Here is a 26,423-nt window from a genome sequence, read left to right on the forward strand (position 1 = left end):
TCCCTCGGCGGCGGCGACGCTACCGAAAGCCCTCGGGCGCGGCGACGCCCCGAGCCGACTAGAGAAGGCAGAGGATGGCCGAGCTGACCATCTCCTCGGACGAGATCCGGGGGGCGCTAGAGCGCTACGTCTCGTCCTACACGCCCGAGGTCTCCCGTGAGGAGGTCGGCATCGTCTCCGATGCGGGCGACGGCATCGCGCACGTCGAGGGTCTGCCCTCGACGATGGCGAACGAACTGCTCGAGTTCGAGGACGGCACGCTGGGTGTCGCCCTGAACCTCGACATCCGCGAGATCGGCGTCGTGGTCCTGGGTGACTACACCGGCATCGAGGAGGGTCAGCGGGTCAAGCGGACCGGCCGGGTCCTCTCGGTCCCGGTCGGCGACGCCTATCTCGGCCGCGTGGTCGACGCGCTGGGCAACCCGATCGACGACCGCGGCGAGATCGCCAACGAGGGCTTCCGCGAGCTGGAGCTGCAGGCGCCGAACGTCATGGCCCGCCAGCCCGTCAAGCAGCCGCTGCAGACCGGCATCAAGGCGATCGACGCCATGACGCCGATCGGCCGCGGCCAGCGCCAGCTGATCATCGGCGACCGCAAGACCGGCAAGACCACGGTCGCGCTCGACACGATCATCAACCAGCGCGCCAACTGGGAGAGCGGCGACCCGGAGAAGCAGGTCCGCTGCATCTACGTGGCGATCGGCCAGAAGGCCACCACCATCGCCAGCATCCGGGGCACCCTGGAGGCGCAGGGCGCGCTGCAGTACACGACCATCGTGGCCTCGCCGGCGTCCGACCCGGCCGGCTTCAAGTACATCGCCCCGTACACCGGCTCGTCCATCGGGCAGCACTGGATGTACAACGGCAAGCACGTCCTGATCGTCTTCGACGACCTGACGAAGCAGGCCGAGGCGTACCGTGCCGTGTCGCTGCTGCTGCGCCGCCCGCCGGGCCGCGAGGCGTACCCGGGCGACGTCTTCTACCTGCACAGCCGGCTGCTGGAGCGCTGCGCCAAGCTCTCCGACGAGCTCGGCGGCGGTTCGATGACCGGCCTGCCGCTGATCGAGACGAAGGCCAACGACATCTCGGCCTACATCCCGACCAACGTCATCTCCATCACCGACGGTCAGATCTTCCTCGAGGGTGACCTGTTCGCGTCCGGTGTGCGCCCGGCCATCAACGTCGGCACCTCGGTGTCCCGCGTCGGCGGCTCCGCGCAGGTCAAGGCGATGCGGTCGGTCTCCGGCCGGCTGCGCCTCGACCTGGCCCAGTTCCGTGAGCTGGAGGCCTTCTCGGCCTTCGCCTCCGACCTGGACAAGGCGTCGCGGGCCCAGCTCGAGCGCGGTGCCCGCCTGGTCGAGCTGCTCAAGCAGCCGCAGTACTCGCCGCTGTCGGTGGCCGAGGAGGTCGTTGTCATCTGGGCCGGCACCACGGGCCAGCTCGACGACATCCCGGTCGGCGACGTGCGCCGGTTCGAGACCGAGTTCCTCGACTGGATCAAGCGCAACCGCAGCGACGCGTTCACCGCGATTGCGTCCACCGGCCTGCTCGGTGACGACCAGCTCGAGGCGCTGCAGAGCGGGGTCAACGAGTTCAAGGAGCTCTTCAAGCGCGGCGAGACCACCGGCGCGCCGCGGGACACCCCGGCCGAGCCGCTCGCCGAGGGCACCGAGAGCCGCGAGACGGTGACCCGCGAGGTCCGCAGCTCGACGGACGAAGGCTAGGGCCATGGCCGGTCAGGTACAGGCCCTCCGGCGGCGCATCCGCACCGTCCGGTCGACCAAGAAGATCGCGAAGGCGCAGGAGCTGGTCGCCACCAGCCGCATCGCCAAGGCGCAGGAGCGGGTCAACGCCTCCAAGCCGTACGCGGAAGCGATCACGCACGTGCTGACGGCGCTGGCCTCGAACGCCTCGATCGACAACCCGCTGCTGCAGCCGCGTGAGCGGGTGCGGCGCGCGGGTGTCCTGCTGATCACCAGCGACCGCGGCCTGGCCGGCGCCTACAACGCCAACGCCATCCGCACCTGCGAGCAGTTGATCTCGCGGCTGCGGGCGGACGGCAAGGACGTGGCGCTGTACGTCGTCGGCCGCAAGGGCGTCGGCTACTACCGGTTCCGCAACCGGCCGATCGAGGCCAGCTGGACCGGCTTCTCGGAGCGGCCGTCCTTCGAGGACGCCCGCCACATCGGGGAGTCGCTGCTGGAGGCGTTCGTGGCCGGGGCGGACGACGCGGACGACCACCACGGTCCGGACGGCATTCAGGGCGTTGACGAGCTGCACATCGTCAGCACCCAGTTCAAGTCGCTCATGACCCAGACCCCGCAGGCGCGCTTCCTGGCGCCGATGCAGGTCGAGGAGAAGGAGCGCGAGCCGGGGCTGCGCGCGGCGTACGAGTTCGAGCCCGAGGCCGACGAGCTGCTCGAGGCGCTTCTGCCGAAGTACCTCAACACGCGGATCTACGCGGCGTTGCTGGAGTCGGCGGCGAGCGAGTCGGCGTCGCGACGCCGGGCGATGAAGAGCGCGTCGGACAACGCGGACGACCTGCTGAAGCGGTACACGCGCGAGATGAACTCCGCGCGGCAGGCCTCGATCACCCAGGAAATCAGTGAAATCGTCGGCGGCGTCGAGGCGCTGTCCACGTCGGGAAGTGATGTGTGATGACTGCAGTAGCTGAGCCCACCAAGACGCAGACTGGCGTCGGCCGCGTCGTCCGGGTCATCGGCCCGGTCGTCGACGCCGAGTTCCCGCGCGATGCCATGCCCGACATCTACAACGCGTTGCACGTCGACGTGACCCTGTCCGGGGGCACCAAGACGCTGACCCTCGAGGTCGCCCAGCACCTGGGCGACAACGTGATCCGCGCCATCTCGATGCAGCCGACCGACGGCCTGGTCCGCGGCTCCGAGGTCAAGGACACCGGCTCGGGCATCTCGGTCCCGGTCGGCGACGTGACCAAGGGCCACGTGTTCAACGCCCTCGGCGAGGTCCTCAACGCCGACCCGGCGACCCTGGACATCCAGGAGCGCTGGAGCATCCACCGCAAGCCGCCGGCGTTCGCCGACCTCGAGCCGAAGACCGAGATGCTGGAAACCGGCATCAAGGTGCTCGACCTGCTCGCGCCGTACGTGCGCGGTGGCAAGATCGGCCTGTTCGGCGGCGCGGGCGTGGGCAAGACGGTGCTCATCCAGGAGATGATCATCCGGGTCGCCCGCAACTTCGGTGGTACGTCGGTGTTCGCCGGCGTGGGTGAGCGCACCCGCGAGGGCAACGACCTCATCCTCGAGATGGCCGAGGGTGGCGTGCTCGACAAGACCGCGCTGGTCTTCGGCCAGATGGACGAGCCGCCGGGCACCCGCCTGCGCGTCGCCCTGACCGCCCTGACCATGGCGGAGTACTTCCGGGACGTGCAGAACCAGGAGGTGCTGCTCTTCATCGACAACATCTTCCGGTTCACCCAGGCCGGTTCCGAGGTGTCGACGCTGCTCGGCCGCATGCCGTCCGCCGTGGGTTACCAGCCCACGCTGGCCGACGAGATGGGCGAGCTGCAGGAGCGGATCACCTCCGTCCGCGGCAAGGCGATCACCTCGCTGCAGGCGATCTACGTGCCCGCCGACGACTACACCGACCCGGCGCCGGCCACCACGTTCGCCCACCTGGACGCGACCACGAACCTCGAGCGGTCGATCTCCGACAAGGGCATCTACCCCGCCGTGGACCCGCTGGCGTCGAGCTCGCGGATCCTGGCGCCGGAGTTCGTCGGCGCCGAGCACTACGCGGTCGCCCGTGAGGTGCAGCGAATCCTGCAGAAGTACAAGGACCTGCAGGACATCATCGCCATCCTCGGCATGGACGAGCTCTCCGAGGAGGACAAGGTCACGGTGCAGCGGGCCCGCCGCATCGAGCGCTTCCTCTCGCAGAACACGTACGCCGCCGAGCAGTTCACCGGCGTTCCCGGCTCGACGGTCCCGCTCAAGGAGACCATCGAGGCGTTCAAGAAGATCAGCGAGGGCGAGTACGACTCGTTCCCGGAGCAGGCCTTCTTCATGTGCGGTGGCCTCGAGGACCTCGAGAAGAACGCGCACGAGCTCATGAAGGGCTGATCCACCGGCATTCCACGGGGCCGCGCCGACGTCATCGTCGGCGCGGCCTCTTGCGTGCGCCCGTCACCCGGCCGGGGGCTTGTGTGGCGGGTCTATCCTTCGACCGGTCGGACGCCGGCGGGAGGGTTCGCACGGCTCCCGCGGGTCGGCAGGGCGTTCCGGCACTGCGTACGCGTGTCCTGTGGCCCGTTTTGTCCGTTTGACTGCGCAGTACCGGGATAACCGGACCTGAAAGTTTCTTGTGTTGTTCGGATATTCTTGACAGAGCTGACGGCGCGGCCCTGCGATCATGGCCCCTTTGGTCGCGGATCAACCCATCGACGGCGGTTGGGGAGCTAGTGGCGAAGAGTGGGAAACCGGGGACCGGACGGCGGTCGCCCCTGTGGGCGCGCCTCTGCGCGATCTTCGGCTGCGTGCTGATGGTCGTCAGCGGCGGCGTGCTGATCACGAGCCAGGTGCTAGTGTCCCGGTACGCGGGCGCCGTGGAGACCAAGGACCTGTTCGGCAACGCGGCCAGCGGGGCGACGAAGGAGCCGGTCACCGACATCAAGGGGCCGATCAACATCCTGCTCGTCGGCATCGACCCGCGCGACGCGACGACCGCGCCCCTGTCCGACTCGATCATCGTCGTGCACATCCCCAAGGGGCTGAAGCAGGCGTACATGTTCTCCATCCCGCGTGACCTGCGCGTGGAGATCCCGCCCTTCCCCAAGACCGGCTTCCAGGGCGGCACCTCGAAGATCAACGCCGCGATGTCGTACGGCAGCAGCATCGGCGACGGCAAGCACGACGTGGCGCAGGGCTTCGACCTGCTCGCCAAGACCGTCGGCAAGCTCACCGGCATCAAGAAGTTCAACGCCGGCGCGATCATCAACTTCAACGGGTTCAAGGAGATCGTGGACGCCATGGGCGGCGTCACCATGACGATCGACCAGAACGTGAAGTCCGAGCACCTGCAGCCCGACGGCAAGCCCCGCCCGCGCCGGCCCGAGTGCGCCGACAACAGCTGCGCGCACCCGTACATCGGGCCGCAGGCGCAGTACAAGAAGGGCACGTACCACCTCAAGGGCTGGCAGGCGCTCGACTACGTCCGCCAGCGGTACGGCCTGCCCCGCAGCGACTACGACCGCCAGCGGCACCAGCAGCAGTTCATCAAGGCCATGGCCGAGCAGGCGCTCAGCAAGAACGTGGTGACCAACCCCATCAAGCTCGACCAGGTGCTGCGCGCGGCCGGCGACGCCCTCATCTTCGACGGCAACGGGCACAACGTCGTCGACTGGGGCCTGGCCCTGCGCAACCTGCGCTCGGACGACATGACGCTGGTGAAGCTGCCGGGCAAGTCGCTGTTCAACGGCCGGGACTACATAGGTGAGGGACTCGACCCGAGCGCGGAGGACTTCTTCGCGTCGGTCGACGACGACACCATCTCGTCGTTCCTGGTCAGCAACCCGGACTTCCTCCAGAAGCTGTGACGCCGCCACCCGGAGTGGCGCTCGCCACCCGGGGCAACGGGGTGTCACCCGGCCGTTTAGACTTTGCGCAAGCAGGTTCCGCAGGTTCTACAGAGTTCACCGGCTTTACCAGCGTTCCGCAGGCTTTCACCGGAAGTCACACTTCACCGGAAGCCGCAGGCTTTTACAGGGAGACAGCGTGGCCAAGCAGTTGCACGTCCAGGTCGTCGCCGTCGAGGAGAAGGTCTGGTCCGGCGACGCCGACATGGTCGTCGCGCGCACCACCGAAGGCGAGCTGGGTGTCCTGCCCGGCCACTCGCCGCTCCTCGGCCTGCTGAAGGAACCGTCCCAGGTCCGCGTCAAGCTGGCCGGCGGCGAACAGCTCACCTACGACGTCACCGGCGGCTTCCTCTCGGTCGACGCGAACGGCGTGACCGTCCTCGCCGAGAGCGCGTCCCCCGCCACTCCCGACGCCCACTGACGCCCGGCGATGCGGATTCTGGAGATCGTCGGAATCTGCCTCGCCGCGCTCCTGCTCGTCCTCTTCGCGATCTTCTTCCGCCGCCGGCTGCTCATGCTCGGCGGCGGAACCATTCGCGCCCAGGTCCGGGTCAGCACGCTCGTCCCCGGCCGGGGCTGGTCCACCGGCATCGCGCAGTTCGTCGGCGACGAGCTGCGCTTCCACCGCATGTTCAGCTTCGCCTTCCGCCCCAAACGCGTCCTCGACCGCCGGACCCTCGCCGTCGAATGCCGCCGCCTCCCGGAAGGCCCCGAACGCCTCACCATGCCGGGCCACTGGGTGATCCTCCTCTGCCGCCAGGGCGGCGTGGACATCGAAATCGCCATGGCCGAGTCCACGGTGACCGGCTTCCTGTCCTGGCTGGAGGCGGCACCACCCGGCCAGCCGGGCAGCGTCGGACCCCGCACGGTCATCACCCCCCGCCCGGCGGACAACTGACGGTTCCGGGGCGCGCTGCCGGTTGCTCGGCTCTGCCCCGATCCGCCTCGGCGGTTTGCCGCCCGCCAGCCTGTCGGCCTGCCGGCTCGCCTCATTCTTAGCCCGCCCGCGTCATTCTTAGTCCGCCCGCGTCGGCGCCTCCGCCTGCTGGCCTGGCTCGCTCTGCTGGCCTGACTCGCTCTGCTGGGCCGCCGCGTGTCGGCTTTCCCGCTTGCTGGCCTTCGTCGGCCGCCTTACCGCCTGCCGATCAGTCGGTCGGGCCGCGTTCGTCGGTCGGGCCGCGTTCGTCGGTCAGGCCACGCTCGTCGGTTGGCGCGCCGGCGGCTTGCTCGGCGCGCCGTCGTCCGGTGTGGCGGGCGGCCGGTCCTGTCAGGACGCGGTGCCGCCCGGCACCCACTTCACGTCACCCGCCGTGCCGTTGGCCGTACGGGCCAGGATGAACAGCAGGTCCGAGAGGCGGTTGAGGTACTTCGCCGGCAACGGTCCGGTCCGTTCCGGGTCCTCCTCGATCAGCGCCCATGCCGACCGCTCCGCGCGCCGCGCCACCGTGCGGGCCACGTGCAGCAGGGCCGCGCCCGGGGTGCCGCCCGGCAGGACGAAGGAGTCGAGCTCCGGCAGCTGCTCGTTGTACTCGTCGCACCAGCCCTCGAGGCGGGTCACGTACGCCTCCTTGATGCGCAGCGGCGGGTACGGCGGATCCTCGGCCAGCGGATTGCACAGGTCCGCGCCCACGTCGAACAGGTCGTTCTGTACGGCGGTCAGCACGCTCCTGATGTCGGGAGCCAGGCCGCCCAGCGCGAGGGCCACGCCCAGCGCCGCGTTGCACTCGTCGACGTCGGCGTACGCGACGATGCGCGGATCGGTCTTCGCGGCCACCTCGTTGTTGCCGAGGCGGGTCGATCCGGCGTCGCCGGTGCGGGTGTAGATGCGGGTCAGATGCACGGCCATGGACCCACCCTACGGAGCCCTGCCGGAGAGGGAAGCGTCCGGCCGCGCCCGCCCCGATATTGCGTCGCGCACCCAGCTTGGGCGCATTGTGACTTGCGCCGCGCCCGGCTCGCGCTGACGCCAAGCCCCTTCCGCGCCGCGCTCGTGCCGTGCCGCGCTCAGCCCGCGCCGTGCTCAGCCCGCGCCGTGCCGCGCTCCGCCGCGCTCCGCCGCGCCGCGCTGGCGTCCCGCCCGCAGGCCGAGCAGCTCCGCGATCCCAGGTCCCCCGCCGCGGAGCGACCCCCCACCCGCCCCCCGAGGCGCGCCCGGGCCCCCCGCCCTGCCGGGTCCGTCCGGCGCGACCCATACGATGGCGCGCGTGGATGTGATTCGGGTGAAGGGCGGAGCGCGGCTTTCCGGGGATGTCACCGTGGGCGGCGCCAAGAATTCTGCGCTCAAGCTTATGGCGGTCGCTCTGCTGGCCGAGGGGCGCAGCGTCGTGGCGAACGTGCCCCGGATCACCGATGTCGCGATCATGGGTGAGGTGCTGCGCCGGCTGGGGTGTGACGTGTCGTTCGACGGCGGGGAGGCCGTCATCGACGTGCCGGCCGAGCCGGGGAGTGAGGCCGACTACGACCTCGTACGGCGGCTGCGGGCCTCGATCTGCGTGCTCGGGCCGCTGCTGGCCCGCCGGGGGTACGTGCGGGTCGCGCTGCCCGGGGGCGACATGATCGGGTCGCGGGGCCTGGACATGCACGTGTCCGGGCTGGCGCGGCTGGGCGCCGACATCTCGGGCGAGCACGGGTTCGTGATCGCCTCGGCCCCGCGGGGGCTGCGTGGCGGCAAGATCTGGCTGGATTTCCCGAGCGTGGGCGCGACCGAGAACATCCTGATGGCGGCCGTGCTGGCCCGGGGTGTCACGGAGATCGACAACGCGGCGCGGGAGCCGGAGATCGTCGACATCTGCCAGATGCTCACCGAGATGGGGGCGCGCATCGACGGCGCCGGGACGTCGACGTTGACGATCGAGGGGGTCGACGAGCTCAAGCCCGTACGGCACGCCACGGTGGGGGACCGGATCGTCGGCGGCACGTGGGCGTTCGCGACGGCGATGACGCGCGGCGACGTCACGGTGCACGGCGTACGGCCGGAGTATCTCGAGATCGCGCTGGACAAGCTGGTCTCGGCGGGTGCGGTCGTGGAGCCCGGCGACAATCTGTTCCGCGTACGCATGGACGACCGCCCGAAGGCCGTCGACATCGTGACGCTGCCGTACCCGGGGTTCGCGACGGACCTGCTGCCGATGGCGCTGGGGCTGGCCGCGGTGAGCTCGGGCTCGTCGCTGATCACCGAGAACATCTTCGACGGCCGGTTCATGTTCGTGAACGAGATGGTGCGGCTCGGTGCGGACATCCGTACCGATGGGCACCATGCCGTGACGAACGGCCGGGAGCGGCTGTCCGGCGCGCCGGTGCGGGCGACCGACATCCGGGCGGGCGCCGGTCTGGTGATCGCCGGGCTGTGCGCCGACGGGGTCACCGAGGTGGGCGAGGTGCACCACATCGACCGCGGCTACCCGGACTTCGTGTCGGATCTGGCGAAGCTCGGCGTGGACGTGGAGCGCGCGGTCGTCACCGAGCCGACGTACGACTTCTAGAGGGCCGGGGAGCCGCCGACCAGGCGGCGGGCCTCCTCGGCCTCCTCGGGGAACACCAGCACCACGAGACGCCCGTCGGGGCGGGTCGCCGACGTGGAGCGGATCCCGGCCGTGCGCAGCAGCGTACGGATCTCCCGGGCGATGCCGGGGTCGTCGGTGACCGCCGCGGGGCAGAGCAGGCCGTAGTCGTCGCCGTAGTCGAAGATCGCGAGGCCTTCGTACAGGTCGCGTAGCGGGTCGTTGCCGGTGCGGGTCCACTGCAGGCCCATGTGCCAGAAGATCGCGGCGAGGAAGCCGACCAGGGCGACGGCGATGAAGGGTCCGAGGAGGTACCAGCCGTCGCTTGGTGGCATGCGCACAGTCTGGCATCGCCGAGCGGCCTTTTCCCCGGATTTGCCCCGATAGAGGCCGCAGATGCCGGCGGTCGCCCGCTGCGCCGTGCCTGAGTCTCCGTTAAGCGCGCCCGCTAGGCTGAGGCCACCACTCAAAGGTGAGCGGGACACCGGCATGAACGACTGCACCGAGCGAAGCGAGGGCCAGGAGGCATGCCGAAGGTGGGCTCGGGAGAAGGAGAGGCACACATGGCGGGTCGGCTTGCGGTCATCGGCTCCGGCTTGATGGGTTCCGGTATCGCCCAGGTGGCGGCTCAGGCCGGATGGCAGGTCACCATGCGGGACCTGGACGAGGCCTCGCTCCAGCGGGGCGTCTCCGCGATCAGGGAGTCCCTGGGGCGCTTCGCCGCCAAGGGCAAGATCACGCAGGAGGACGCCGACGCCACCGTCGGGCGCATCACCACGACCACCGAGCTCGAGGCGGCCGCCGACGCCGACGTCGTCGTCGAGGCCATCTTCGAGAAGGTCGAGGCCAAGCACGAGGTGTTCCGGGCGCTGGACAAGATCTGCAAGCCCGGCGCGGTGCTCGGCACCAACACCTCGGCCATCCCGATCACGCAGATCGCCGCGGTGACGGAGCGCCCCGAGTCGGTCGTCGGCATCCACTTCTTCTCGCCGGTGCCGATGATGAAGCTGGTCGAGCTGGTCCGCGGCTACCAGACCTCCGACGAGACGCTGGTGAGCGCCCGCAACTTCGCCGAGGAGGTTGGCAAGACCTGCGTCGAGGTCAAGCGCGACGTGGCCGGCTTCGTCTCCAACCGGCTGTTCTCCGCGCTGCTGGTCGAGGCGATCCAGCTGGTCGAGTCGGGCGTGGTCTCGGCCGCCGACCTGGACACGGTGATGAAGCTCGGCTTCGGCCACGCCATGGGCCCGCTCGCCACCGTCGACCTCACCGGCCTCGACGTGATGCTCAACGCCGCGGGCAACATCTACCGCGACACCGCGGACGAGAAGTTCTTCCCGCCGGAGCTGCTGCAGCGCATGGTCACCGCGGGAGACCTCGGCCGCAAGACCGGCAAGGGCTTCTACACGTACGAGGTCTGACGAGGCTAGCCGTCGCGCCTGGTGGTCCATCGGAACGTGGTCAGGCACAGGATGAGGGCCACCAGGCACCACACGCCCAGCACCAGCGCCACCTTCGGCAGGTCGTACGAGCCGCCGGGCTCCTGCGAGCCGAAGGAGGCCGGCAGGAACACCGCGCGCAGGCCCTGGCACATCCACTTGAGCGGGAAGATCGACGCCAGGTTCTGCATCCAGCCGGGCAGGCTCGTGAACACGAAGAACACCCCGGAGATGAACTGCAGGATCAGCGCGACCGGGGTGACCACGGCCGGGGCGCTGCGGCCCGTACGGGCGAGCGACGAGAACGCCACCCCGCAGAGCGTGCACGCCGTGATGCCCAGCGCCGACACCCACAGGAACGTCAGCCACCGGCCGGCCGTGTCCGGCAGGTCGAGCCCGAACAGCAGCGTGGCGACCGTGAGCAGGATGACCGTCTCCAGCACCGCGATGAACGCGACCATCAGCACCTTGCCGGCGAAGTAGACCCAGCGCGGCATCGGCGTGCCGAGCAGGCGCTTGAGCACGCCGCGGTCGCGTTCCATCGGGATCTGGATCGCCAGCGCCTGGAAGCCGGCGGTCATCAGCCCGGTCGCGATCATGCCGGTGACGAAGTACTGGGTGAACTTCACGCCCCCGCCGATGTCGCCGGTGAAGATCGAGCCGAACACCAGAATCATGATCGCCGGGAACGCGAGCGTGAACACGACCTGCTCCCGGCTGCGCAGGAACTGCCGGACCTCCAGCACGCCCTGACCCAGGCCCAGCCTCAGCTTCATGCGGAGATCATCTCCAGGTAGACGTCCTCGAGGGTCGGCCGGGTCACGGTCAGGCCGGGGACCTCGCCGCCGTAACGCGACGCCAGGTCGGCCACCAGCGCCGTCGGCGTCTCGCTGCGGGCGCTTTCCCACACCCCTTCGGGCGTACGCCAGGAGACGGTGGCCGGGGCGGAATCGCGGTCGCCGAGGTCGCGGGGGGTGTCGACCGCGATGAGCCGGCCGCCGGAGATCACGCCCACCCGGTCGGCCAGCGCCTCCGCCTCCTCGAGGTAGTGCGTGGTCAGCAGGATCGTGGTGCCGCTGCCGGCCAGGTCGCGGATCAGCTCCCAGAACTCGCGCCGCGCCTCGGGGTCGAAGCCGGTGGTCGGCTCGTCGAGGAAGAGCAGCTGCGGCCGGCCGATGATGCCCAGCGCCACGTCGAGCCGCCGCTTCTGGCCGCCGGAGAGGGTGTGCGTGCGGGCGCGGACCTTGCCGGTGAGGCCCACCCGCTCGATCACCGCGGCGGGGTCGTCGGGCGACGGGTAGAAGCGGGCGAAGTGGCTCACCACCTCGCCGACGGTCAGCTCGTCGAACTCGCCCGTACCCTGCAGCACGATGCCGACCCGGGAGCGCCAGCCGGCGTCCGCGGCGACCGGGTCGATGCCCAGGACCCGCACCTCACCGCCGTCGCGCTTGCGGTAGCCCTCGAGGATCTCGACGGTGGTGGTCTTGCCGGCGCCGTTCGGGCCGAGCAGCGCGAAGATCTCGCCCGCCGGCACGGTGAGGTCCACGCCGTCCACCGCAGATCTGCCGCCGTAGACCTTGCGCAGGCCGCGTACCTCGATCGCCACGTCCCTCATGGAGGGAACTTAGCTCAGCGGCTCGCGGCGAACGTCACCGAGAGCAGCGTGGCCGCCAGCATCCCGCCCATCAGCGTCAGCCCGATGCCGCCGATGTCCAGCCGCGCGTTCAGGCGCCGGTGGGAGAACAGGGCCGCCACGGGTACGCCCGCCGACGGCGCGACCAGGAACGCCAGCCAGCCGAGGCCGCGGAACACCGTACCGCCGGCCGCCGCGGAGTCCCCGACCGTGACCAGGCCCGCCGCGATGAGCCCGGTGAGCCCGGCGATCAGCGCGCCCACCAGCGGCAGCAGCGGCAGCGCCCACCGGGGCAGCGAGCGGCGCTCGGCCGGCCGGGCGGTCACGTCGATGCGTTCCGCGGCGCGGGCGAGCAGCGTGCGGGCCGACTGGCGGGGCGCGGGTGCCAGCGCGCCCGAGCCGGGTGCCCGCTCCAGCGCCACGCGCGGCAGCGCCTCGACCGCCGCCGGCTCCGGCACCTCGCCCAGGGCCCGTACGCGCATCCCGCGGGCCCGGCGCAGCTGGTCCCACAGCCGGGCCGCCTCCCGGTCCACGTCGAGCACCTGGGCCGCCGCAGCCCCCGCCCAGCGGTCCGCGTCCGCCGCGTCGCCCTCGGCCCGGGCCAGCTCCCCGGCGGCCTGGGCGGCGCTGGTCTGGTACGCCTGCTCGGCGTTCTCCAGTTCGGCGTCCCGCCGCCGCGCCACGTCGGCGAGCGCGGCCATCATGAGCTGGTAGTCGCGGTCACGTGTGGTCACTGTTCACCTCGTACGGGATGATCACTTCCGGATGGCGGTGCACGGAGCGGTCGAAGAACAGCGCGCGGCGCCGGCGCGGGTACCAGACCGGCCCGCCGGGTTGCGGGGAGAGCGGGCTCAGCTCGGGGCCCTGCACGTCGAGGGCGACCCAGGCGCCGATCGTGTCCAGCCGGGCGCCGATGCCGCCGAGGTCGTCGCGCAGCCGGGCCACCGAACGCCACCAGCCCAGCACGTGCAGGCGCTGCTCCGGGCCGTCGGCGAGCAGCGCGCGCAGCCGCTCCCGGTACGCCGGCCCGGCCGCGTCCCACGCGTACCCGAGCACGTAGTGCGGGATGCCGTCCGGGGCGAACCCGGCGAACAGCTCGTCGAGGTCGCCGAGGCCGTACCAGTCGGCCTGGGGCAGCTCGGCCACCAGCCGCGCGGCGGCCCGTTCCGCCCCCGGGTCCAGGCAGGTGATGCTGAACCGGGCCGGCCCCTGCGCGGCCAGGGACAGCGCCGCGGCGGCGAGCACGTCGCAGGCCTCGTCCGTACGGGTGCCGAGCACCGCCAGGTTGCGCCCCGGCATCCGGCCCAGCCGCAGCCGGGCGGGACGGGCGGCCACGTCGATCCGCTCACCCAGCACGGCGCCGGGGGAGGAGCCCACGTCCGAGCTCGCGTCCGGCACCCGCCCCGCCGGCCGGTACGTGTCCGGCAGCCGCGGCACGGCGTCGCCGTCGAACAGGCGCGGCGGCGTGCAGCTGGCCGTACGGGCCCGCCAGAGCCGGTGCTGCAGCGTGCGCCACGTGGAGCGGTCGCCGGCGTCGGGCAGCCGGACCACCTGGTTGGCGCCGGCGACGCCCGAGTCCGCGTTGACGACGGCGTGGAAGCGCGGGATGACCGCGGCGGCCAGGTTGGTGTCGGCGAGGATCCGGCGCGCCTTGGGCAGCGCGATCCGCAGCGTGAACTGCCCGATCAGGCCGGAGCGGCCCCACAGCGCCTCGATGCCGGAGACGTCCTGGGAGGCGAGCACGAGGTGGATGCCCTGGGAGCGGCCGCGCCGGGCCAGGTCCTCCAGCAGCGTCACGGCCTCCTCGGCGAGCGCGTCGCGGCCGGCGAGCAGCACCTGGAACTCGTCGATCACCGCGACGATCCGCGGCCAGTGCCCGTCCGGGTCCTCCGCGCGCAGCTCGGACAGCTTCGTGGCCTCGTACCGCTTCGCGGCCTGGGCCCGGGCCCGCAGCTCCTCGCCGAGGTGGCGCAGCATGGCCAGGCCGAACTCGCGATCGCCGTTGACGTTGATGCCGGCCAGCCGGACCTGCGGCAGCCAGCTCGGGTCCCGTGGGCCCGGCGCGAACCGGGCGAAGGACACGCCCTCCTTGAAGTCGAGCAGGTAGAGGGCGAGCTCCCCGGGGCCGTAGCGGGTCGCGAGCGAGCCGATCCACGCGTAGATCAGGTTGGTCTTGCCGGAGCCGGACGGGCCGCCGATCAGCGCGTGCGGCGGGTCGTCGCCCAGCGGCACCTCGATCAGCGAGCCGTCGGTGCTGTCCCCGATGGGCGCCAGCAGGCCGGCCGCGGACGACTCGGCCCAGATCTTCTTCGGCTGCAGGTCGGCGAAGCTGGCCGGGGGCGGGCCCTGCCGCAACCGCTCGGCGGTGCTCCGGCAGAAGCCGGTGATCCGCTCCGGCGGCGGCGGGGTGTCCAGCGTGACGGTCAGCTCGCCGGTGGTGTCGCAGGCCGCCGACTGGCCGCGCACCGCGACGCGCTCCACCGTCGGGTGCGGCGCCAGCTCCAGACCCCGGACCATCAGGTGTACGCCGCAGGCGACGCCGGTCCGCACGATCCGGTGCAGCTGGGCGCGCTGGGCGTCGGTCAGATCACCGGTGCGGGCCGGGTCGATCAGCAGCACCATGACGCGCCACGGCTCGGGCCGCGGGCCGGTGGTCGCGGCCGTCAGCTCGGCGAGCGACAGGTACTCGCCGGCCAGCACGGTCTCGTTGACCCGGCAGATGTGCTCGACCAGCTCGTCGAGGGCGGCGCCGAGCCCGCCCGGGGTGACGAAGGAGAGCAGCCCGGCGTTGCCCAGCGGGGCGAAGGCCGCCAGCGTGCCGCCGAGCTGCTCGGGGTCGTACACGCTGACGCGGACGTCGCCGGGGCGGGTCGTGCCCAGCGCGCGCAGCAGCAGCCCCGAGATGAGCCCGTCCGCGGCCGGTTGGTCGCCGAGGACGTTGAGGTGGGCGTGGTCCAGGAACGGCACCAGCGCCGGCAGCTTCGTCCGCTCCTCGCCGGCCTCGTACGCGACCGTCCCGATCCGCAGCAGGCCGGGCCGGCCCACCCGGTCGGGCTCGGTCGGGGTCCAGTAGCGCCACGACGTGCCCGCGGCACCCGGTGCGCTCAGGGCGGCCAGCGACTCGACGTTGCGGGTGAGAGTGGTGGCCTCGGTGCGGGTCCGCCGCAGGATGTCCTGCCGGGCGGTCTCGCGGGCCTCGGCCAGCTGCGCGAGGCAGGTCGAGTACGCGTCCCGGATCAGCCGACGGCGGCGCTGGGCCTCGTTACGGGCGGACTCGGCGGCAGCCAGCACGGCTCGGGCGGTGCCGCGTGCCTCGGCCAGCTCCTGCCGGACGACGGCGACCAGTGCGTTGCGCTGACCCACTCCACCCCCCGTTGTCCACGTTGGGGGATTTTAACCACTTTGGCCATTTAATCGACCTCTTGGGCGGTGTGTCGCGTTCACCGTGCCCCGGGTGCCGGGCTTCGCCGCGCCGGCGAAGGACGACGGCAGGATCCGCGCCCTCAGCGCGGGCGGGGTGCGGGTTTCGCCGCGCCGGCCCGGGACAACCAGCGGGGATCGGCGCTGACCAGGTCACGCCAGAGCCGCGCCGCGACCAGGTCGGCGCCCTCGGTCTTCCACCGGTGCAGGCTCCGGCGCGGCACGTACCGGCGGAACCAGTCGAGCGCCTGCCGGGCGTCGCGGTCCAGGCCCTCCGACTGCGGCGCCCGGTCGTACGGCCGCAGCCCCAGCACGCAGCAGTAGTGCAGGGCGTTGAAGAACCGCCACTCGTCCGTGGTGCCGAACGAGCCGGCGGGCTTGAGCCGGGTCACGTGCTCCGCCAGCACGGCCCGCAGCTCGGCGACCCGTACCAGCGGCTGGTCCGCGACGCCGGCGCCGCGCGCGTGCAGCCGCCGGTCCACGGTCGGCAGGTCGACCAGCGGATTGCGCAGCAACCGCCCCACGTCGGCGAAGTCCTCGAGGGCGCGGCGGGTCAGCTGCTTGAACTCGTCCTCGCTGAGCGCGATCATCCGGTGCCGCTCCCGGCGCCGGGGCAGCGCCTCGGCGGCCAGCAGCAACGCCGACCGCTCCGAGCGCAGGCGTTCGTCCTGCAGGAACGCGATCCGGTCCAGCCCGCCGCGCAGCAGCCCGGCCAGCCCCACCGCGCCCATCACCATCGCGACCAGCACGAACTGCAGCACGGCGACCACCCGCAGACCGGGGGCGGCGAGCATGGTCAGCGCCGCCGGCCCGCCGCAGAGCAGGCCGGCCACCACCGCGGCCACCAGCGAGCGACGCAGGTCGGGCAGCAGCCGCTCGCCGGTCTCCGCCGCGTCGTGCACCGCCACGAGATAGCCGAGCAACAGCAGGTCGAGGCCAACGGTCGCAAGCACCAGCTCCGGCGAGCCGAGGTCGACGGGGGCGAGCAGGCCGGCGAGGGCGACCGCGTACAGGGTGGCGGCGGCCGCGAGCGCGACCGGCAGCGGCCCCGGACGGACCTTGTCGCGGTAGCGCAGCAGCAGGACCGTCGCACCGGCGAGCGGTGCCAGCGCGACCAGCTTGCCGACGCCGGGCAGCACCGCGGCGAGCACCAGGAACAGCGCGGACACGAACACCCAGCCCTGGTTCACCTGCCGCCGCTCGGGCGCCTCACGGGGCAGCAGAGCCGTCGCCACGCCCGCCCAGCACAGCGCCGGCACGCACAACAGCACCCGGGCGGCCGGGGAACCGGGCGCGACCGTCCACGCGGCCACGGCCAGCGCGTACGCCCCCAGCGCCCCCGCCGCCCGCCAGAGCACGACGCGGGCCGGGTCACGCCCGAGCAGGTAGCAACCCAGCCACCAGGTCAGGGCGAAGGCGGGAACGGCGATCGCGGGCACCGCAGGAGTCAACCAAAGAGTTGTTGCGTACGGACACCCTCTGACCGCCGGCCTTCCCGCTTGCGCCGCCGACGTCGCCTGAACACCCACACGGCGGCGAGCACGAGCAGCACCAGCCCGAGGAGCACGAGCACCGGCAGCAGGATCGCGAGCACCGACAGCACGATGCTGGTGAAGTCCTCGGCCGTACTGGCCACCGGGGCGCCCACGCCGGCCGTGGTGGCGTTGACCACCGGCCGCGACGCGGCCTTGAGCCCGTGAACACAGAGCGCGATGAGGACGCCGGCGGCGACCGGCACCCACTGGTGCGAGCCGAAGAAGGCGCCGGGGTCGGAGACGGTGACGGTCTGCGAGTTCGACCCCGCGCCGAACGCGAGGCCGCCCGCGGTCGGCCGGACCACCGTCTGCACCACGTCGTTCACGTGGTCCACCACCGGCACCTTGTCGGCGACGACCTCGACCGCCAGCAGCACGGCGAGGATGAGCATGACCCACCCGTTCGAGAGCCACTGCCACCCGCCGGGCAGGTCGATCGCGTCGGTGAACCGGGCCAGCAGACCCATCGTGAGCAGGGGGATGTACGCGTTCAGCCCGGCGGATGCCGCCAGGCCGCTTCCGGTGAGCGCTTCGAGCACGATCTCAGCATGGCACCGCCGCGCTCGCCCCGCCCGGAAGCGACAGCTACCCTCGTGCGGTGCGTCTGGTCATCGCGAAGTGCTCCGTGGACTATGTCGGCCGTCTCTCCGCCCACCTGCCGCCGGCCGTGCGCCTGCTCATGGTCAAGGCCGACGGGTCGGTGTCGATCCACGCCGACGACCGGGCGTACAAGCCGCTGAACTGGATGAGCCCGCCCTGCAAGCTGCAGGAGGCGCCGGGCGTCTGGAAGGTGGTCAACAAGGCCGGCGAGGAGCTGCGGATCACCCTGGAGGAGATCTTCCAGGACACCTCGTACGACCTCGGCGTGGATCCGGGGCTGGTCAAGGACGGCGTCGAGGCGCACCTGCAGGAGCTGCTGGCGGCCCACCCGGAGACCTTCGGCGAGGGCCACACGCTGGTGCGCCGCGAGTTCATGACCGCGATCGGCCCGGTCGACCTGCTGCTGAAGGACGCCAACGGCGGCTCGGTGGCGGTCGAGGTCAAGCGTCGCGGCGAGATCGACGGCGTCGAGCAGCTCACCCGCTACCTGGAGCTGATGAACCGCGACCCGCTGCTCGCGCCGGTGCAGGGCGTGTTCGCGGCGCAGGAGATCAAGCCGCAGGCCCGGGTGCTGGCGACCGACCGCGGCATCCGCTGCGTGGTCGTCGACTACGACAAGCTGCGCGGCATGGAGCGCAACGAGCTGACCCTCTTCTAGCGGGCGCTCAGCTCCACCCGGTCGGTGGCCGTCGTGCCGCTGAGGTAGGCGCGCGCCCCGAAGCCGGCGACGGCGGCCTGGACGATCACGCCGGTCCAGGACAGCGGGCCGCCCTGGGCCATCTGCACGATCGTCGGCAGGCCGAGGATCAGCACGTCCACCCCGGCGAAGGCGGCGAGCACGGGGCCGGTCGCGATCGACCCCGCGGGCGTCTCCAGCGGCAGCAGCGAGTTGTCCACGAAGCCCGTACGGGCCTTGCGGACCGCGGCGACCGCGCCCACCGGGCCGAGGGCCGCTCCGAGCGCCCACCACGGGCCCGGCGGGAGGTCGCCGAGCACGCCCAGCAGGATCAGCGCGGCGGTGTACCAGAGCGCGGCCACGACGCCGGGGACCACGAGCCGCTGCAGGACCGCCGTCCGCGAGCTGAGGCCCAGCATGCGCGGCATCCACGGGTTGCCGGCGTCGGTGCGGACGTTCGCCGTCGTGACGCCGCCGGCCACCATGCCGCCGACCAGGACCGCCATGGCGAGTACCCAGCCCGGGGCGTGCGCCAGCAGCGACGGCAGCGCCGCACTGCCGGCCAGCCACAGCAGCCGCCGCGGCCGGCGCCGCACCATCAGCAGGTCCTGGGCCACGAGCGCCGGGATGCGCTCCGGCAGCCGCCGGGACCGCAGCCGCCGGCGGCCCCAGTAGCGCCGCTCGACCATCTCGGTGACGAACGACGGTTCCACGCCGAACGCCGAGTCCGCGAACGTGCCGGCCGTGCGGGACGCCTCCAGGATCCGGTCGTTGGGCGTACGGGCGAGGCCGCGTACCGCCAGCAGGAAGAACACGAGCACGACCACCGCGAGCGGACCCGTGGCCGTGGCCACGACGGAGGCCGCGGGCCACCCGGCCGGCGCGTGCGGCGCGGCCACGGCCGAGTCGGCGACCAGCCCGGCCAGCCCGGCCGCGAGCAGGACGTACGCCGCATCGTCCGACCAGGACGCCCACCGCCGCTCGCCCTGGGCCCCCAGCGCCGTCAGCATCAGCGCGCCCCCGAGCAGCGCCCCGCCCAGCGGGAGCAGGGCACCCGCCCCGGCCGGCACCGGCCGCGCGGCGACGTGCCCGACGATCGCGAAGGCGCCCAGCGCGCCCGCGGCAGCGGCGGCGGCCGTGGCCACCCACAGCGACGGCAGCAGCAGCCGGCGCCGGCTCACCGGGGCGGTCAGCAGCCATGACGCGGCCGGGCGGCTGAGCGCCAGCGGACCGAGCCGGCGCAGCGCGAGATACAGGCCGCCGGCGACCGCCGCGGCCAGCGAGTACGCCGCCAGCTCCGAGGCGTTCGGCGTGCCCGGCCAGAAGACCGCCGCGAGTTGCCGGTGCACCATCCCGCCGACGATGAACACGAAGAGCACGGCGAAGTAGAAGTTGCCGAGCGTCTCCCCGCGCTCGCGATGCGCCGACCGCGTGCGCCGCACCCACCGCCGCACTGCCCCGACGTCGGTCATGGAGTCGCCGTGTGCAGGTCCGCCATGCCGACCGGCGAGGTGCCCGCCGCGGCCGCGAAGACCTCGTCGTGGCTCGCGATCAGGACCGTGCCACCGTCCTCCCGGTACGCCGCCAGCATCGCCGCGACGGTCGCCCGGCCCTCCGGGTCGAGCCGTTGCTCCGGCTCGTCCAGGATCAGCAGGCGGCTCGGGCGCAGCAGGGTGAGCGCGAGCGTGAGCCGCTGCTTCTGCCCCGACGACAGCGACGGCGGGATCGCGTCCGCGTGCGACGTGAGGCCGAACCGGTCGAGCGCCTCGTCGATCCCCGCATCCTGCGGCGGCATGCCGTGGGCGCGGCACACCAGCTCGGCGTGCTCGCGCGCGGTCAGCCCGGGATACCAGGTCGGTGGCTCCACGGTGGTCGCCACCGCCCGCCAGAACTCCGGCGTGGAGCCGGGCGGGCCGCCGAAGACCTCGACCTCACCGCCGTCCGGCCGCTGCAGGCTGGTGATGCAGCGCAGCAGCGTCGACTTGCCGATGCCGTTCTCGCCGGTGATGCAGACCCCGGCCCCGATGGGCACGGTGAGGTCGACGTCGACCAGCACGGGCGTCGAGCCGTAGCTCACCGACAGGCCGCGGACCTCGATCGCGCAATGATCCACCGGGTGACGCTAGCAGGGAGGGTCACGGGCGGCGGCCGTACAGGAGCTTCACCGCCTTGACGATGCGCCGCACCTGGGCGGGTGTGCGCTCGAACGTCATCGAGGGCAGCAGCGACGGCCCCCGGCGTACGGTGATCGCCTTCGGCACGCCGAACTCGCGCAGCCCGTCGTCGCCGTGGATGCGGCCGAAGCCGGAGTCGCCGACGCCGCCGAACGGCAGCGTGGCCATGCCGACGAAGGTCAGCGTCGAGTTCACCGCGACCATGCCGGCCCGCAGCCGCCGGGCGATCCGCACCCCGTTCGCCTTGCCGAAGACCGCGCCGCCCAGGCCGTACGGCAGCGCGTTCGCCCGCTGCACGGCCTCGTCGGCGTCCGCGACCCTGGTGATGGTCAGCGTGGGACCGAACGTCTCCTCCCGGACCGCGGCGGACTCCTCGGGTACGTCGACCAGCACGGTCGGAGCCACGCTGGGCGGCTGCACCGCGCCGGCGCCGCCCAGGACCGCGCGGCCGCCCGAGGCGAGGGCGTCGTCGATGTGCCGCCGGACCACGTCGAGCTGGCCGGGCATCGTCATCGGGCCGATGTCCTCGCCGAGCTTGAGCTTGCCCGCCTTGGCCACCACGGCCTCGACGAACGCATCGTAGACGGGCGCCACGGCGTACACCCGCTCGATGCCGATGCAGGTCTGCCCGGCGTTCGTCATGCCGCCCCACACGGCCGCCTCGGCCGCCGCGGTCACGTCCGCGTCCGCGTCGACGATCAGCGCGTCCTTGCCGCCCGCCTCGATGACGACCGGGGTGAGGGTCTCCGCGCAGGCGGCCATGACCTTCTTCGCGGTCGGCGTGGAGCCGGTGAAGGCGATCTTGCCCACCCCGGCACGGCACAGCGCGGCGCCCACGTCGCCGAGCCCGTGCACCACCTGCAGCACCGGCTGTTCCGCTACGACCTCCGCGAACGTGTCGACGAGCCACTGACCCACCACGGGCGTGTACTCGCTCGGCTTGAGCACGACGGCGTTGCCGGCGGCGAGCGCGCCGGAGATCGGGCCGAGCGGCGTGAGGATCGGGTAGTTCCAGGGGCCGATGACGCCGACCACCCCGTACGGCTGGTATTCCAGGTGCCCGGAGTGCTCGGCCAGCAGCAGCCGCATCCTGGTCCGGCGCGGCCCGAGCACCCGCTTGGCGTTGCGGGCGGCCCAGTCGATGTGCTCGATCGCTGCTGCGGCCTCCACGATCGCGTCGGCCGGCGGCTTGCCCGTCTCCGCGTGGGTGAGCTCGGCCAGCTCGTCGATGCGCTCGGCGAGCAGCGCCCGCCACCGCAGCAGCCGCGTCCTCCGCTCGTCGAAGCCCAGCCCGGCCCACCAGGCGCCGGCCGCGCGGGCCTTCTGGACGGCCGACGCGACGCCGTCCGGGCCGGAGATGGGTACGCGCCCGGCCTCGGCGCCGGTCGCGGGGCTGGTCGAGATGAGGACGCCGTCCTCGACCACGGGCATGCCGGGAGTACGCGTAGCCGTCATGAACGCGAGTCTAAGTCGCATTCGGCGTAACGCGCCTCACACGTACGCTTGATCTGTGAGCCCTCGCCGGAATCGTGCCCGCCGCGACGCGACCTCGTTCATGCCGGACGAGCGCGTACGCCGGGGCGTCGAGGGCGTCCAGCAGTACCAGGACGGCGAGTGGATGGTCCGTTCGATCTTCGGTGGTGCCGCCGTCAAGACGTACCGCTGCCCGGGCTGCCTGCAGGAAATCCGCCCCGGCGTCGCCCACGTCGTGGCGTGGCCCGCCGACGAGCGCGGTGACGCCTCCGACCGCCGGCACTGGCACACCGGATGCTGGCGGGCCCGCGACCGGCGCGGCCCGGCGGTGGAGCGCTCGCGCAACGCCCCGCGCTATGGGTAAAGATGGCTTCGTGAGTCAACCGATCCGCGCCAACTCCATCCTTCCTGCCCACAGGGAGGACATCGAGCTGCACACCGCCGACGGCCTGCGGCTGGTCGGTGAGCTGGCCCGCCCGCTCGACCGCGACCCGGTCGCCACGCTGGTCTGCCTGCACCCGCTGCCCACCCACGGCGGCATGATGGACAGCCACGTCTTCCGCAAGGCCGCCTGGCGCCTGCCCGCCCTCGCCGGCCTGGCCGTCCTGCGGTTCAACACCCGGGGCACCTCCAGCGTGCGCGGCACCAGCGAGGGCGCCTTCTCCGGCGCGGTGGACGAGAAGTACGACGTGGCCGCCGCGATCGAGTACGCCGAGTTCCACGACCTGCCGGACATCTGGCTCGTCGGCTGGTCCTTCGGCACCGACCTCACGCTGATGCACGGCCTCGACCCGGGCGTCACCGGCGCGATCCTGCTCTCGCCGCCGCTGCGGTTCTCCGCGCCCGAGCACCTGGCGGCCTGGGCGGCGGACGGGAAACCGGTGACCGCGCTCGTCCCCGAGTTCGACGACTACCTGCGCCCCGCCGAGGCCGTCGAACGGTTCCGGGCCATCCCGCAGGCCGAGGTGGTCGGCGTCCCCGGCGCCAAGCACCTGTGGGTCGGCGACGCCGAGAAGGTCCTCGACGAGATCGTTCGCCGGGTCGCTCCCGGCGTGCCGGTGCCGTTGCCCCGCGAATGGGACGGGCCGATGGAGTCGGGCGACATGAACGCGTACGCCGACCGTACCGTCGCCGCCTTCGCGGACGTTCCCGTGCCGAAGCCGCTCGCCTGACCTATTTGGTCTCCATGCTGGGGTTGACCACTTCCCGGACGATGAGCTGGATCGCCGCCACCAGCGGGATGGCGATCAGCGCGCCGATCACGCCGAAGAGGCCGACGCCCAGCAGCGCGGCGGTCACCGCGGCCACGTCGCTGACCTTCACCGAGCGGCGCATCACGTTCGGGTAGATCAGGTAGTTCTCCACCTGCTGGTAGACGATGAAGAACACGACGCAGGCGATGCCGTGCGACAGCGAGTCCGCGAAGCCGACCAGGCTCACGATGACCGCACCCAGCGTGGCGCCGATCTGCGGGATGAGGTCGCACACCGCCACCACCACGGCCAGCGCGAACGGGTAACCCAGGCCGATGATCATGGCGAACACCCAGGTGGAGATGCCGGCCAGCACGGCGATGGCCAGCGCACCCACCATGTACGCGCCGACCTTCGTCAGGATCTCGTCGGTCAGCAGCCGCACCCGGTGCCGCCGCGACGCGGGGACCAGCCCGTACGCCGCCTCCTTGATCCGCTCGAACGCGGCCATGAAGTAGATGGTCAGCACCAGCACGGTCAGGACGTTGAAGATCGTGCCGAACAGCAGCTTCGCGCCGCCGACCACCCCGCCGAGCGCGTTCGTGACCGTGCCCGGGTTGAGCGCGCTGCCGAGCTTCGTCGCGATGTCGTACCGCTCGACCAGGTCGTTGATCGTCTGGTTGCGCTGCAGGGCCTGGATGTAACCCGGCAGGTTCCCGACCAGCTCGCCGGTCTGGGTCACCAGCGGCGGGATGAGCGCGACGACACCGCCGCACAGCAGCAGCACGACGGTCAGCGAGACCACGGTGACGGCCAGCCAGCGGGGCAGGCCCCAGCGGCGCAGCCGCACGATCGCCGGGTTCAGCCCGATCGCCAGGAACATCGCGATGAAGATCAGGACGAGGATCGAGGCGGCGTTGCGCAGCCCCAGGAAGATCCCGTACGCGACCAGCACGCCGAGCCCGCCCAGCAGCCCGATGAGGAACGGGTTGCGCCGGTTCAGCGGGGGCCCGGGCGTCCCGAAATCGCCGCTCACGTGCGCCGCGGCCGCCGCATCGCCCGGCTGTCCCGCGCCACCGGACGGCACGCTGCCTTCCGGCGCGCGGGTGGTGTCGGTGGCCGTCGCGCTGCTTTCGGGCGCGCGGGTGGTGTCGGTGACCGCCGCGCTGTCTTGGGGCGCGCGGGTGCTGTCCGCGGCCGCAGCGCCTCTCTCCAGCCCGCGGGTGCCGTCTGCGCCGGGCGCCGACGCTCCTGCTCTGTCCGGCGCTGACGCCGGCGCCGGGTCGACGGCACGCGTCGCGTCCGTGGCGGGTGCGGGGACCGGCGTCGCGGGAACCTCGTCGGGACGGGGCTCGTCAGCCGCCACCGTTACCTCCACTCACGTCCGGGGAGGTCACCCATGCGGCGACCGGACATCCCGGCGGGCAATGTATCGGTCGGGCCGTATGACCCGCCACCCGCCGGGCGGCGTGTCCGCTGGTCAGTCGGCGTCGGCGCCGACGCGGGTGGTGGAGGACGGGCGGGCGGTCACCTTGGCGGAGGCGGTGACCTTCGCCGGGGTGGCGGCCGGTGCGGTGCCCGGGGTCGCCGCCTTGTCCTGCGGCTGGCCGGCCGAGGTGACCGGGGAAGCCGCCTGCGGCGCCACCGTGGCAGTCCCGGTGGCCGGCGCGGCGGCGCCTCCCGCTGCGGGGGTCGTCGTGGCCGGGGCGGGGGCCGGACTCGCCGCGCGGGCGGTGTCCGGGGCGTCGTCCTCGTCGTCGGGCGAGGCCGCCGCCGCGAGGACGGCCGCCGCGGCCAGCTCGGCCACGCGCTTGGCCTCCTTCTGCACCTGGCGGCGTACGTCGGTGGCGTGGCGCTCGGCGGCCTCGCCCGCGCGCTTGGCCTCCGCCACGTGCTGGAGCTCGCTCTCGAGCTCGCGCTGCACCTCGGCCAGTCGCTGCTGGACGCGGTCGGCCTCGCGCTCGGCGGCACCGGCCCGCTCCTCGGCCTGGGCGAGCCTCTTCTCCGCCGCGGTGACCTTGGCCTGGGCCGCCTCGAGGTCGCGGGCGGCAGCGGCCGCCTTCTCCTGGTGGCCGGCGATCTCCTTGCGGACCGCGGTGGCCTGCTCGTCGGAGCGGCGCAGGACCTCCTCGGCGTACTTGTCGGCCTCGCTGCGCAGGTCGGCGCACTGCTTCTCGGCGGCGGCGCGCATCTGGCCGAGCTCCTGGACGACCTCCTGGCGGCGCTCGCCGACCTCGCGCTCGACGGTGGCGCGGAGCTCCTTGAGCTGCCGGTCCGCCTCGGCGCGCAGCTGGGCGATCTCCTGCTGGGCCCGGTCGCGCAGCGCCTTGATCTCCTGGTCGGCCTGGACCCGCGTGGACTTCGCGTAGCCGTCGGCCTCGGAGCGGATGCGCTGCGTCTCCTGGGCGGTGCGCTCGCTGAGCTGCTGGGCCTCGGCGCGGGCGCGGGAGAGGATCGCCTCCGCCTCGGCGCGCATCTGCTCGGCGGCCTGGCGGGTCGAGGCGACGGCCTTCTCGGCGGCGGCGCGACGGGCGACGTCGGCCTTCTCCTCCTCGGCGCGGCGGGCGGCGAGGGCGATCTCGAAGTCGCGGATGCCGTTGTGCGCGTGCGCCTCGGCCTCGGCGCGGATGCGCTCGGCCTCGGCGAGCCGGGCGGCGATGTCGTCGGTGGCCGAGCTCTTGATGTCGGCGGCGACTTCCTCGGCCTTGGCGAGGATCTCCTCGACCTTGGGGCCGAGGTGGCGGAAGGACACGTCGGCGCCGACGCCGGGGTTGCGGCGGGCCTGCGCCAGCTCCTGCTGAAGCCGGTCGATCTGGCCGATCATCGCCTGGTTCTGCAGCTGGGCGCTGTCCCGCTCGCTGATCAGCGTCGCGATCTCGGTCTCAGCCCGGGCGACGTAGCGCTCGACCTGTTTCTTCTCGTAACCCCGCAGGGCGGTCTCGAAGCTGGGCTCCGGAGGGGTCTCCCCGCCGAGGCCGAAGATTTCACCGCCGTGCGACATGCTGTCCATCCTCACATACGCCTCGTCCCGTGACGGGCCGATACACACCGGCCTGGCCGGGACTGTGCGTCTGGTCGCGGTTTGCACCCACCCGTGGCGAAACGGGTGGAGCGTTTTGTCCGTGCTCAGGCTACGCGGGGAAAACCAGCGGGCCGTACCGGAGGTGCTCCG

The 26,423-nt window shown here is 72.4% G+C and carries 24 protein-coding genes; 11 read left to right on the plus strand and 13 right to left on the minus strand.

Going from position 1 to position 26,423, the window contains the following annotated elements; genetic code table 11:
- Nucleotides 1–74: 74 nt before the first annotated feature.
- The 6 genes from atpA (at nucleotide 75) to COUCH_RS07205 (ending at nucleotide 6,509) form a co-directional block, all read left to right on the plus strand.
- Complete coding sequence (gene atpA, locus COUCH_RS07180; RefSeq protein WP_249611308.1) at nucleotides 75–1,724, plus strand: F0F1 ATP synthase subunit alpha; 1,650 nt, start codon at nucleotides 75–77, stop codon at nucleotides 1,722–1,724.
- A 4-nt stretch (nucleotides 1,725–1,728) separates the two neighbouring features.
- The gene (locus COUCH_RS07185; RefSeq protein WP_249611309.1) at nucleotides 1,729–2,658 is read left to right on the plus strand and encodes a F0F1 ATP synthase subunit gamma; all 930 of its coding nucleotides are present in this window, start codon (nucleotides 1,729–1,731) and stop codon (nucleotides 2,656–2,658) included.
- The gene (gene atpD, locus COUCH_RS07190; protein WP_249611310.1) at nucleotides 2,658–4,100 is read left to right on the plus strand and encodes a F0F1 ATP synthase subunit beta; all 1,443 of its coding nucleotides are present in this window, start codon (nucleotides 2,658–2,660) and stop codon (nucleotides 4,098–4,100) included. The genes COUCH_RS07185 and atpD overlap by 1 nt, the downstream gene beginning before the upstream one ends.
- A gap of 338 nt (nucleotides 4,101–4,438) precedes the next feature.
- Complete coding sequence (locus COUCH_RS07195) at nucleotides 4,439–5,572, plus strand: LCP family protein (protein ID WP_430640897.1); 1,134 nt, start codon at nucleotides 4,439–4,441, stop codon at nucleotides 5,570–5,572.
- A 178-nt stretch (nucleotides 5,573–5,750) separates the two neighbouring features.
- Nucleotides 5,751–6,032, plus strand: coding sequence for a F0F1 ATP synthase subunit epsilon (locus COUCH_RS07200; protein ID WP_249611311.1), 282 nt, complete (start codon nucleotides 5,751–5,753; stop codon nucleotides 6,030–6,032).
- A 9-nt stretch (nucleotides 6,033–6,041) separates the two neighbouring features.
- Entirely contained in the window at nucleotides 6,042–6,509 is a 468-nt protein-coding gene (locus COUCH_RS07205; RefSeq protein ID WP_249611312.1) for a DUF2550 domain-containing protein, read from the plus strand.
- A 369-nt stretch (nucleotides 6,510–6,878) separates the two neighbouring features.
- Here COUCH_RS07205 and COUCH_RS07210 read toward each other — a convergent pair whose 3' ends face one another.
- On the minus strand, nucleotides 6,879–7,457 hold the full coding sequence (locus COUCH_RS07210) for a cob(I)yrinic acid a,c-diamide adenosyltransferase (RefSeq protein ID WP_249611313.1): 579 nt from the start codon (nucleotides 7,455–7,457) through the stop codon (nucleotides 6,879–6,881).
- Between the two features lie 349 nt (nucleotides 7,458–7,806).
- On the opposite strand from COUCH_RS07210, the gene murA reads away from it, so the two are divergent.
- On the plus strand, nucleotides 7,807–9,093 hold the full coding sequence (murA, locus tag COUCH_RS07215) for a UDP-N-acetylglucosamine 1-carboxyvinyltransferase (protein ID WP_249611314.1): 1,287 nt from the start codon (nucleotides 7,807–7,809) through the stop codon (nucleotides 9,091–9,093).
- On the opposite strand, the gene COUCH_RS07220 is transcribed toward murA, so the two are convergent.
- Complete coding sequence (locus tag COUCH_RS07220) at nucleotides 9,090–9,446, minus strand: hypothetical protein (RefSeq protein ID WP_249611315.1); 357 nt, start codon at nucleotides 9,444–9,446, stop codon at nucleotides 9,090–9,092. The genes murA and COUCH_RS07220 overlap by 4 nt on opposite strands.
- A gap of 228 nt (nucleotides 9,447–9,674) precedes the next feature.
- On the opposite strand from COUCH_RS07220, the gene COUCH_RS07225 reads away from it, so the two are divergent.
- The gene (locus COUCH_RS07225; RefSeq protein ID WP_249611316.1) at nucleotides 9,675–10,529 is read left to right on the plus strand and encodes a 3-hydroxyacyl-CoA dehydrogenase family protein; all 855 of its coding nucleotides are present in this window, start codon (nucleotides 9,675–9,677) and stop codon (nucleotides 10,527–10,529) included.
- Nucleotides 10,530–10,534: 5 nt separating this feature from the next.
- Here the strand turns inward: COUCH_RS07225 and COUCH_RS07230 are convergent, their stop codons facing one another.
- The 6 genes from COUCH_RS07230 to COUCH_RS07255 form a co-directional block, all read right to left on the minus strand.
- The gene (locus COUCH_RS07230) at nucleotides 10,535–11,323 is read right to left on the minus strand and encodes an ABC transporter permease (RefSeq protein ID WP_249611317.1); all 789 of its coding nucleotides are present in this window, start codon (nucleotides 11,321–11,323) and stop codon (nucleotides 10,535–10,537) included.
- Complete coding sequence (locus COUCH_RS07235) at nucleotides 11,320–12,162, minus strand: ABC transporter ATP-binding protein (protein WP_249611318.1); 843 nt, start codon at nucleotides 12,160–12,162, stop codon at nucleotides 11,320–11,322. The genes COUCH_RS07230 and COUCH_RS07235 overlap by 4 nt, the downstream gene beginning before the upstream one ends.
- Before the next feature lie 14 nt (nucleotides 12,163–12,176).
- On the minus strand, nucleotides 12,177–12,914 hold the full coding sequence (locus COUCH_RS07240) for a hypothetical protein (RefSeq protein WP_249611319.1): 738 nt from the start codon (nucleotides 12,912–12,914) through the stop codon (nucleotides 12,177–12,179).
- On the minus strand, nucleotides 12,901–15,543 hold the full coding sequence (locus COUCH_RS07245; protein WP_249611320.1) for an FtsK/SpoIIIE domain-containing protein: 2,643 nt from the start codon (nucleotides 15,541–15,543) through the stop codon (nucleotides 12,901–12,903). Before COUCH_RS07245 ends, COUCH_RS07240 begins: the two co-directional genes overlap by 14 nt.
- A 140-nt stretch (nucleotides 15,544–15,683) precedes the next feature.
- Nucleotides 15,684–17,039 carry a hypothetical protein gene (locus tag COUCH_RS07250; protein WP_249611321.1) on the minus strand — a complete coding sequence of 452 codons (1,356 nt, stop codon included), beginning with the start codon at nucleotides 17,037–17,039 and terminating at the stop codon, nucleotides 15,684–15,686.
- Between the two features lie 8 nt (nucleotides 17,040–17,047).
- Nucleotides 17,048–17,674: a DUF4126 domain-containing protein gene (locus COUCH_RS07255; protein WP_249611322.1), complete on the minus strand. Its 627-nt coding sequence runs from the start codon at nucleotides 17,672–17,674 to the stop codon at nucleotides 17,048–17,050.
- A gap of 59 nt (nucleotides 17,675–17,733) precedes the next feature.
- Between COUCH_RS07255 and nucS the strand changes: the two genes are divergently transcribed.
- Nucleotides 17,734–18,393 carry an endonuclease NucS gene (gene nucS, locus COUCH_RS07260; protein ID WP_249611323.1) on the plus strand — a complete coding sequence of 220 codons (660 nt, stop codon included), beginning with the start codon at nucleotides 17,734–17,736 and terminating at the stop codon, nucleotides 18,391–18,393.
- On the opposite strand, the gene COUCH_RS07265 is transcribed toward nucS, so the two are convergent.
- The 3 genes from COUCH_RS07265 to COUCH_RS07275 are packed head-to-tail and all read right to left on the minus strand — an operon-like array spanning nucleotide 18,390 to nucleotide 22,040.
- Complete coding sequence (locus COUCH_RS07265) at nucleotides 18,390–19,883, minus strand: DUF6297 family protein (protein WP_249611324.1); 1,494 nt, start codon at nucleotides 19,881–19,883, stop codon at nucleotides 18,390–18,392. The two genes, nucS and COUCH_RS07265, sit on opposite strands and share 4 nt — an antisense overlap.
- Nucleotides 19,880–20,524, minus strand: coding sequence for an ABC transporter ATP-binding protein (locus COUCH_RS07270; RefSeq protein WP_249611325.1), 645 nt, complete (start codon nucleotides 20,522–20,524; stop codon nucleotides 19,880–19,882). The genes COUCH_RS07265 and COUCH_RS07270 overlap by 4 nt, the downstream gene beginning before the upstream one ends.
- 22 nt (nucleotides 20,525–20,546) lie before the next feature.
- Nucleotides 20,547–22,040, minus strand: a complete 1,494-nt coding sequence (locus COUCH_RS07275; RefSeq protein ID WP_249611326.1) for an aldehyde dehydrogenase family protein — start codon at nucleotides 22,038–22,040, stop codon at nucleotides 20,547–20,549.
- Between the two features lie 100 nt (nucleotides 22,041–22,140).
- Between COUCH_RS07275 and COUCH_RS07280 the strand changes: the two genes are divergently transcribed.
- Together COUCH_RS07280 and COUCH_RS07285 are read left to right on the plus strand one after the other, a co-directional pair.
- Complete coding sequence (locus COUCH_RS07280) at nucleotides 22,141–22,422, plus strand: hypothetical protein (protein WP_249613604.1); 282 nt, start codon at nucleotides 22,141–22,143, stop codon at nucleotides 22,420–22,422.
- A complete protein-coding gene (locus tag COUCH_RS07285; RefSeq protein WP_249611327.1) occupies nucleotides 22,415–23,230 on the plus strand; it encodes an alpha/beta hydrolase in 816 nt (271 codons plus the stop codon). The genes COUCH_RS07280 and COUCH_RS07285 overlap by 8 nt, the downstream gene beginning before the upstream one ends.
- Before the next feature lies 1 nt (nucleotide 23,231).
- Here COUCH_RS07285 and COUCH_RS07290 read toward each other — a convergent pair whose 3' ends face one another.
- A complete protein-coding gene (locus COUCH_RS07290; protein WP_249613605.1) occupies nucleotides 23,232–24,338 on the minus strand; it encodes an AI-2E family transporter in 1,107 nt (368 codons plus the stop codon).
- A gap of 393 nt (nucleotides 24,339–24,731) precedes the next feature.
- The gene (locus tag COUCH_RS07295; protein WP_249611328.1) at nucleotides 24,732–26,252 is read right to left on the minus strand and encodes a Laminin subunit beta-1; all 1,521 of its coding nucleotides are present in this window, start codon (nucleotides 26,250–26,252) and stop codon (nucleotides 24,732–24,734) included.
- Between the last annotated feature and the right edge of the window lie 171 nt (nucleotides 26,253–26,423).

The sequence above is a fragment of the Couchioplanes caeruleus genome (assembly GCF_023499255.1).
GTDB lineage: Bacteria > Actinomycetota > Actinomycetes > Mycobacteriales > Micromonosporaceae > Actinoplanes > Actinoplanes caeruleus_A.

Excerpts from the sequence above, each read along its gene's own strand:
- COUCH_RS07285 (WP_249611327.1), top strand. The coding sequence starts at position 22,415 with ATGGGTAAAGATGGCTTCGTGAGTCAACCGATCCGCGCCAACTCCATC.
- COUCH_RS07280 (WP_249613604.1), top strand. The coding sequence starts at position 22,141 with ATGCCGGACGAGCGCGTACGCCGGGGCGTCGAGGGCGTCCAGCAGTAC.
- COUCH_RS07205 (WP_249611312.1), top strand. The coding sequence starts at position 6,042 with ATGCGGATTCTGGAGATCGTCGGAATCTGCCTCGCCGCGCTCCTGCTC.
- COUCH_RS07295 (WP_249611328.1), bottom strand. The coding sequence starts at position 26,252 with ATGTCGCACGGCGGTGAAATCTTCGGCCTCGGCGGGGAGACCCCTCCG.
- atpD (WP_249611310.1), top strand. The coding sequence starts at position 2,658 with ATGACTGCAGTAGCTGAGCCCACCAAGACGCAGACTGGCGTCGGCCGC.
- COUCH_RS07230 (WP_249611317.1), bottom strand. The coding sequence starts at position 11,323 with ATGAAGCTGAGGCTGGGCCTGGGTCAGGGCGTGCTGGAGGTCCGGCAG.
- atpA (WP_249611308.1), top strand. The coding sequence starts at position 75 with ATGGCCGAGCTGACCATCTCCTCGGACGAGATCCGGGGGGCGCTAGAG.
- COUCH_RS07210 (WP_249611313.1), bottom strand. The coding sequence starts at position 7,457 with ATGGCCGTGCATCTGACCCGCATCTACACCCGCACCGGCGACGCCGGA.
- COUCH_RS07275 (WP_249611326.1), bottom strand. The coding sequence starts at position 22,040 with ATGACGGCTACGCGTACTCCCGGCATGCCCGTGGTCGAGGACGGCGTC.
- murA (WP_249611314.1), top strand. The coding sequence starts at position 7,807 with ATGGCGCGCGTGGATGTGATTCGGGTGAAGGGCGGAGCGCGGCTTTCC.
- COUCH_RS07265 (WP_249611324.1), bottom strand. The coding sequence starts at position 19,883 with ATGACCGACGTCGGGGCAGTGCGGCGGTGGGTGCGGCGCACGCGGTCG.
- COUCH_RS07235 (WP_249611318.1), bottom strand. The coding sequence starts at position 12,162 with ATGAGGGACGTGGCGATCGAGGTACGCGGCCTGCGCAAGGTCTACGGC.
- COUCH_RS07185 (WP_249611309.1), top strand. The coding sequence starts at position 1,729 with ATGGCCGGTCAGGTACAGGCCCTCCGGCGGCGCATCCGCACCGTCCGG.
- COUCH_RS07220 (WP_249611315.1), bottom strand. The coding sequence starts at position 9,446 with ATGCCACCAAGCGACGGCTGGTACCTCCTCGGACCCTTCATCGCCGTC.
- COUCH_RS07225 (WP_249611316.1), top strand. The coding sequence starts at position 9,675 with ATGGCGGGTCGGCTTGCGGTCATCGGCTCCGGCTTGATGGGTTCCGGT.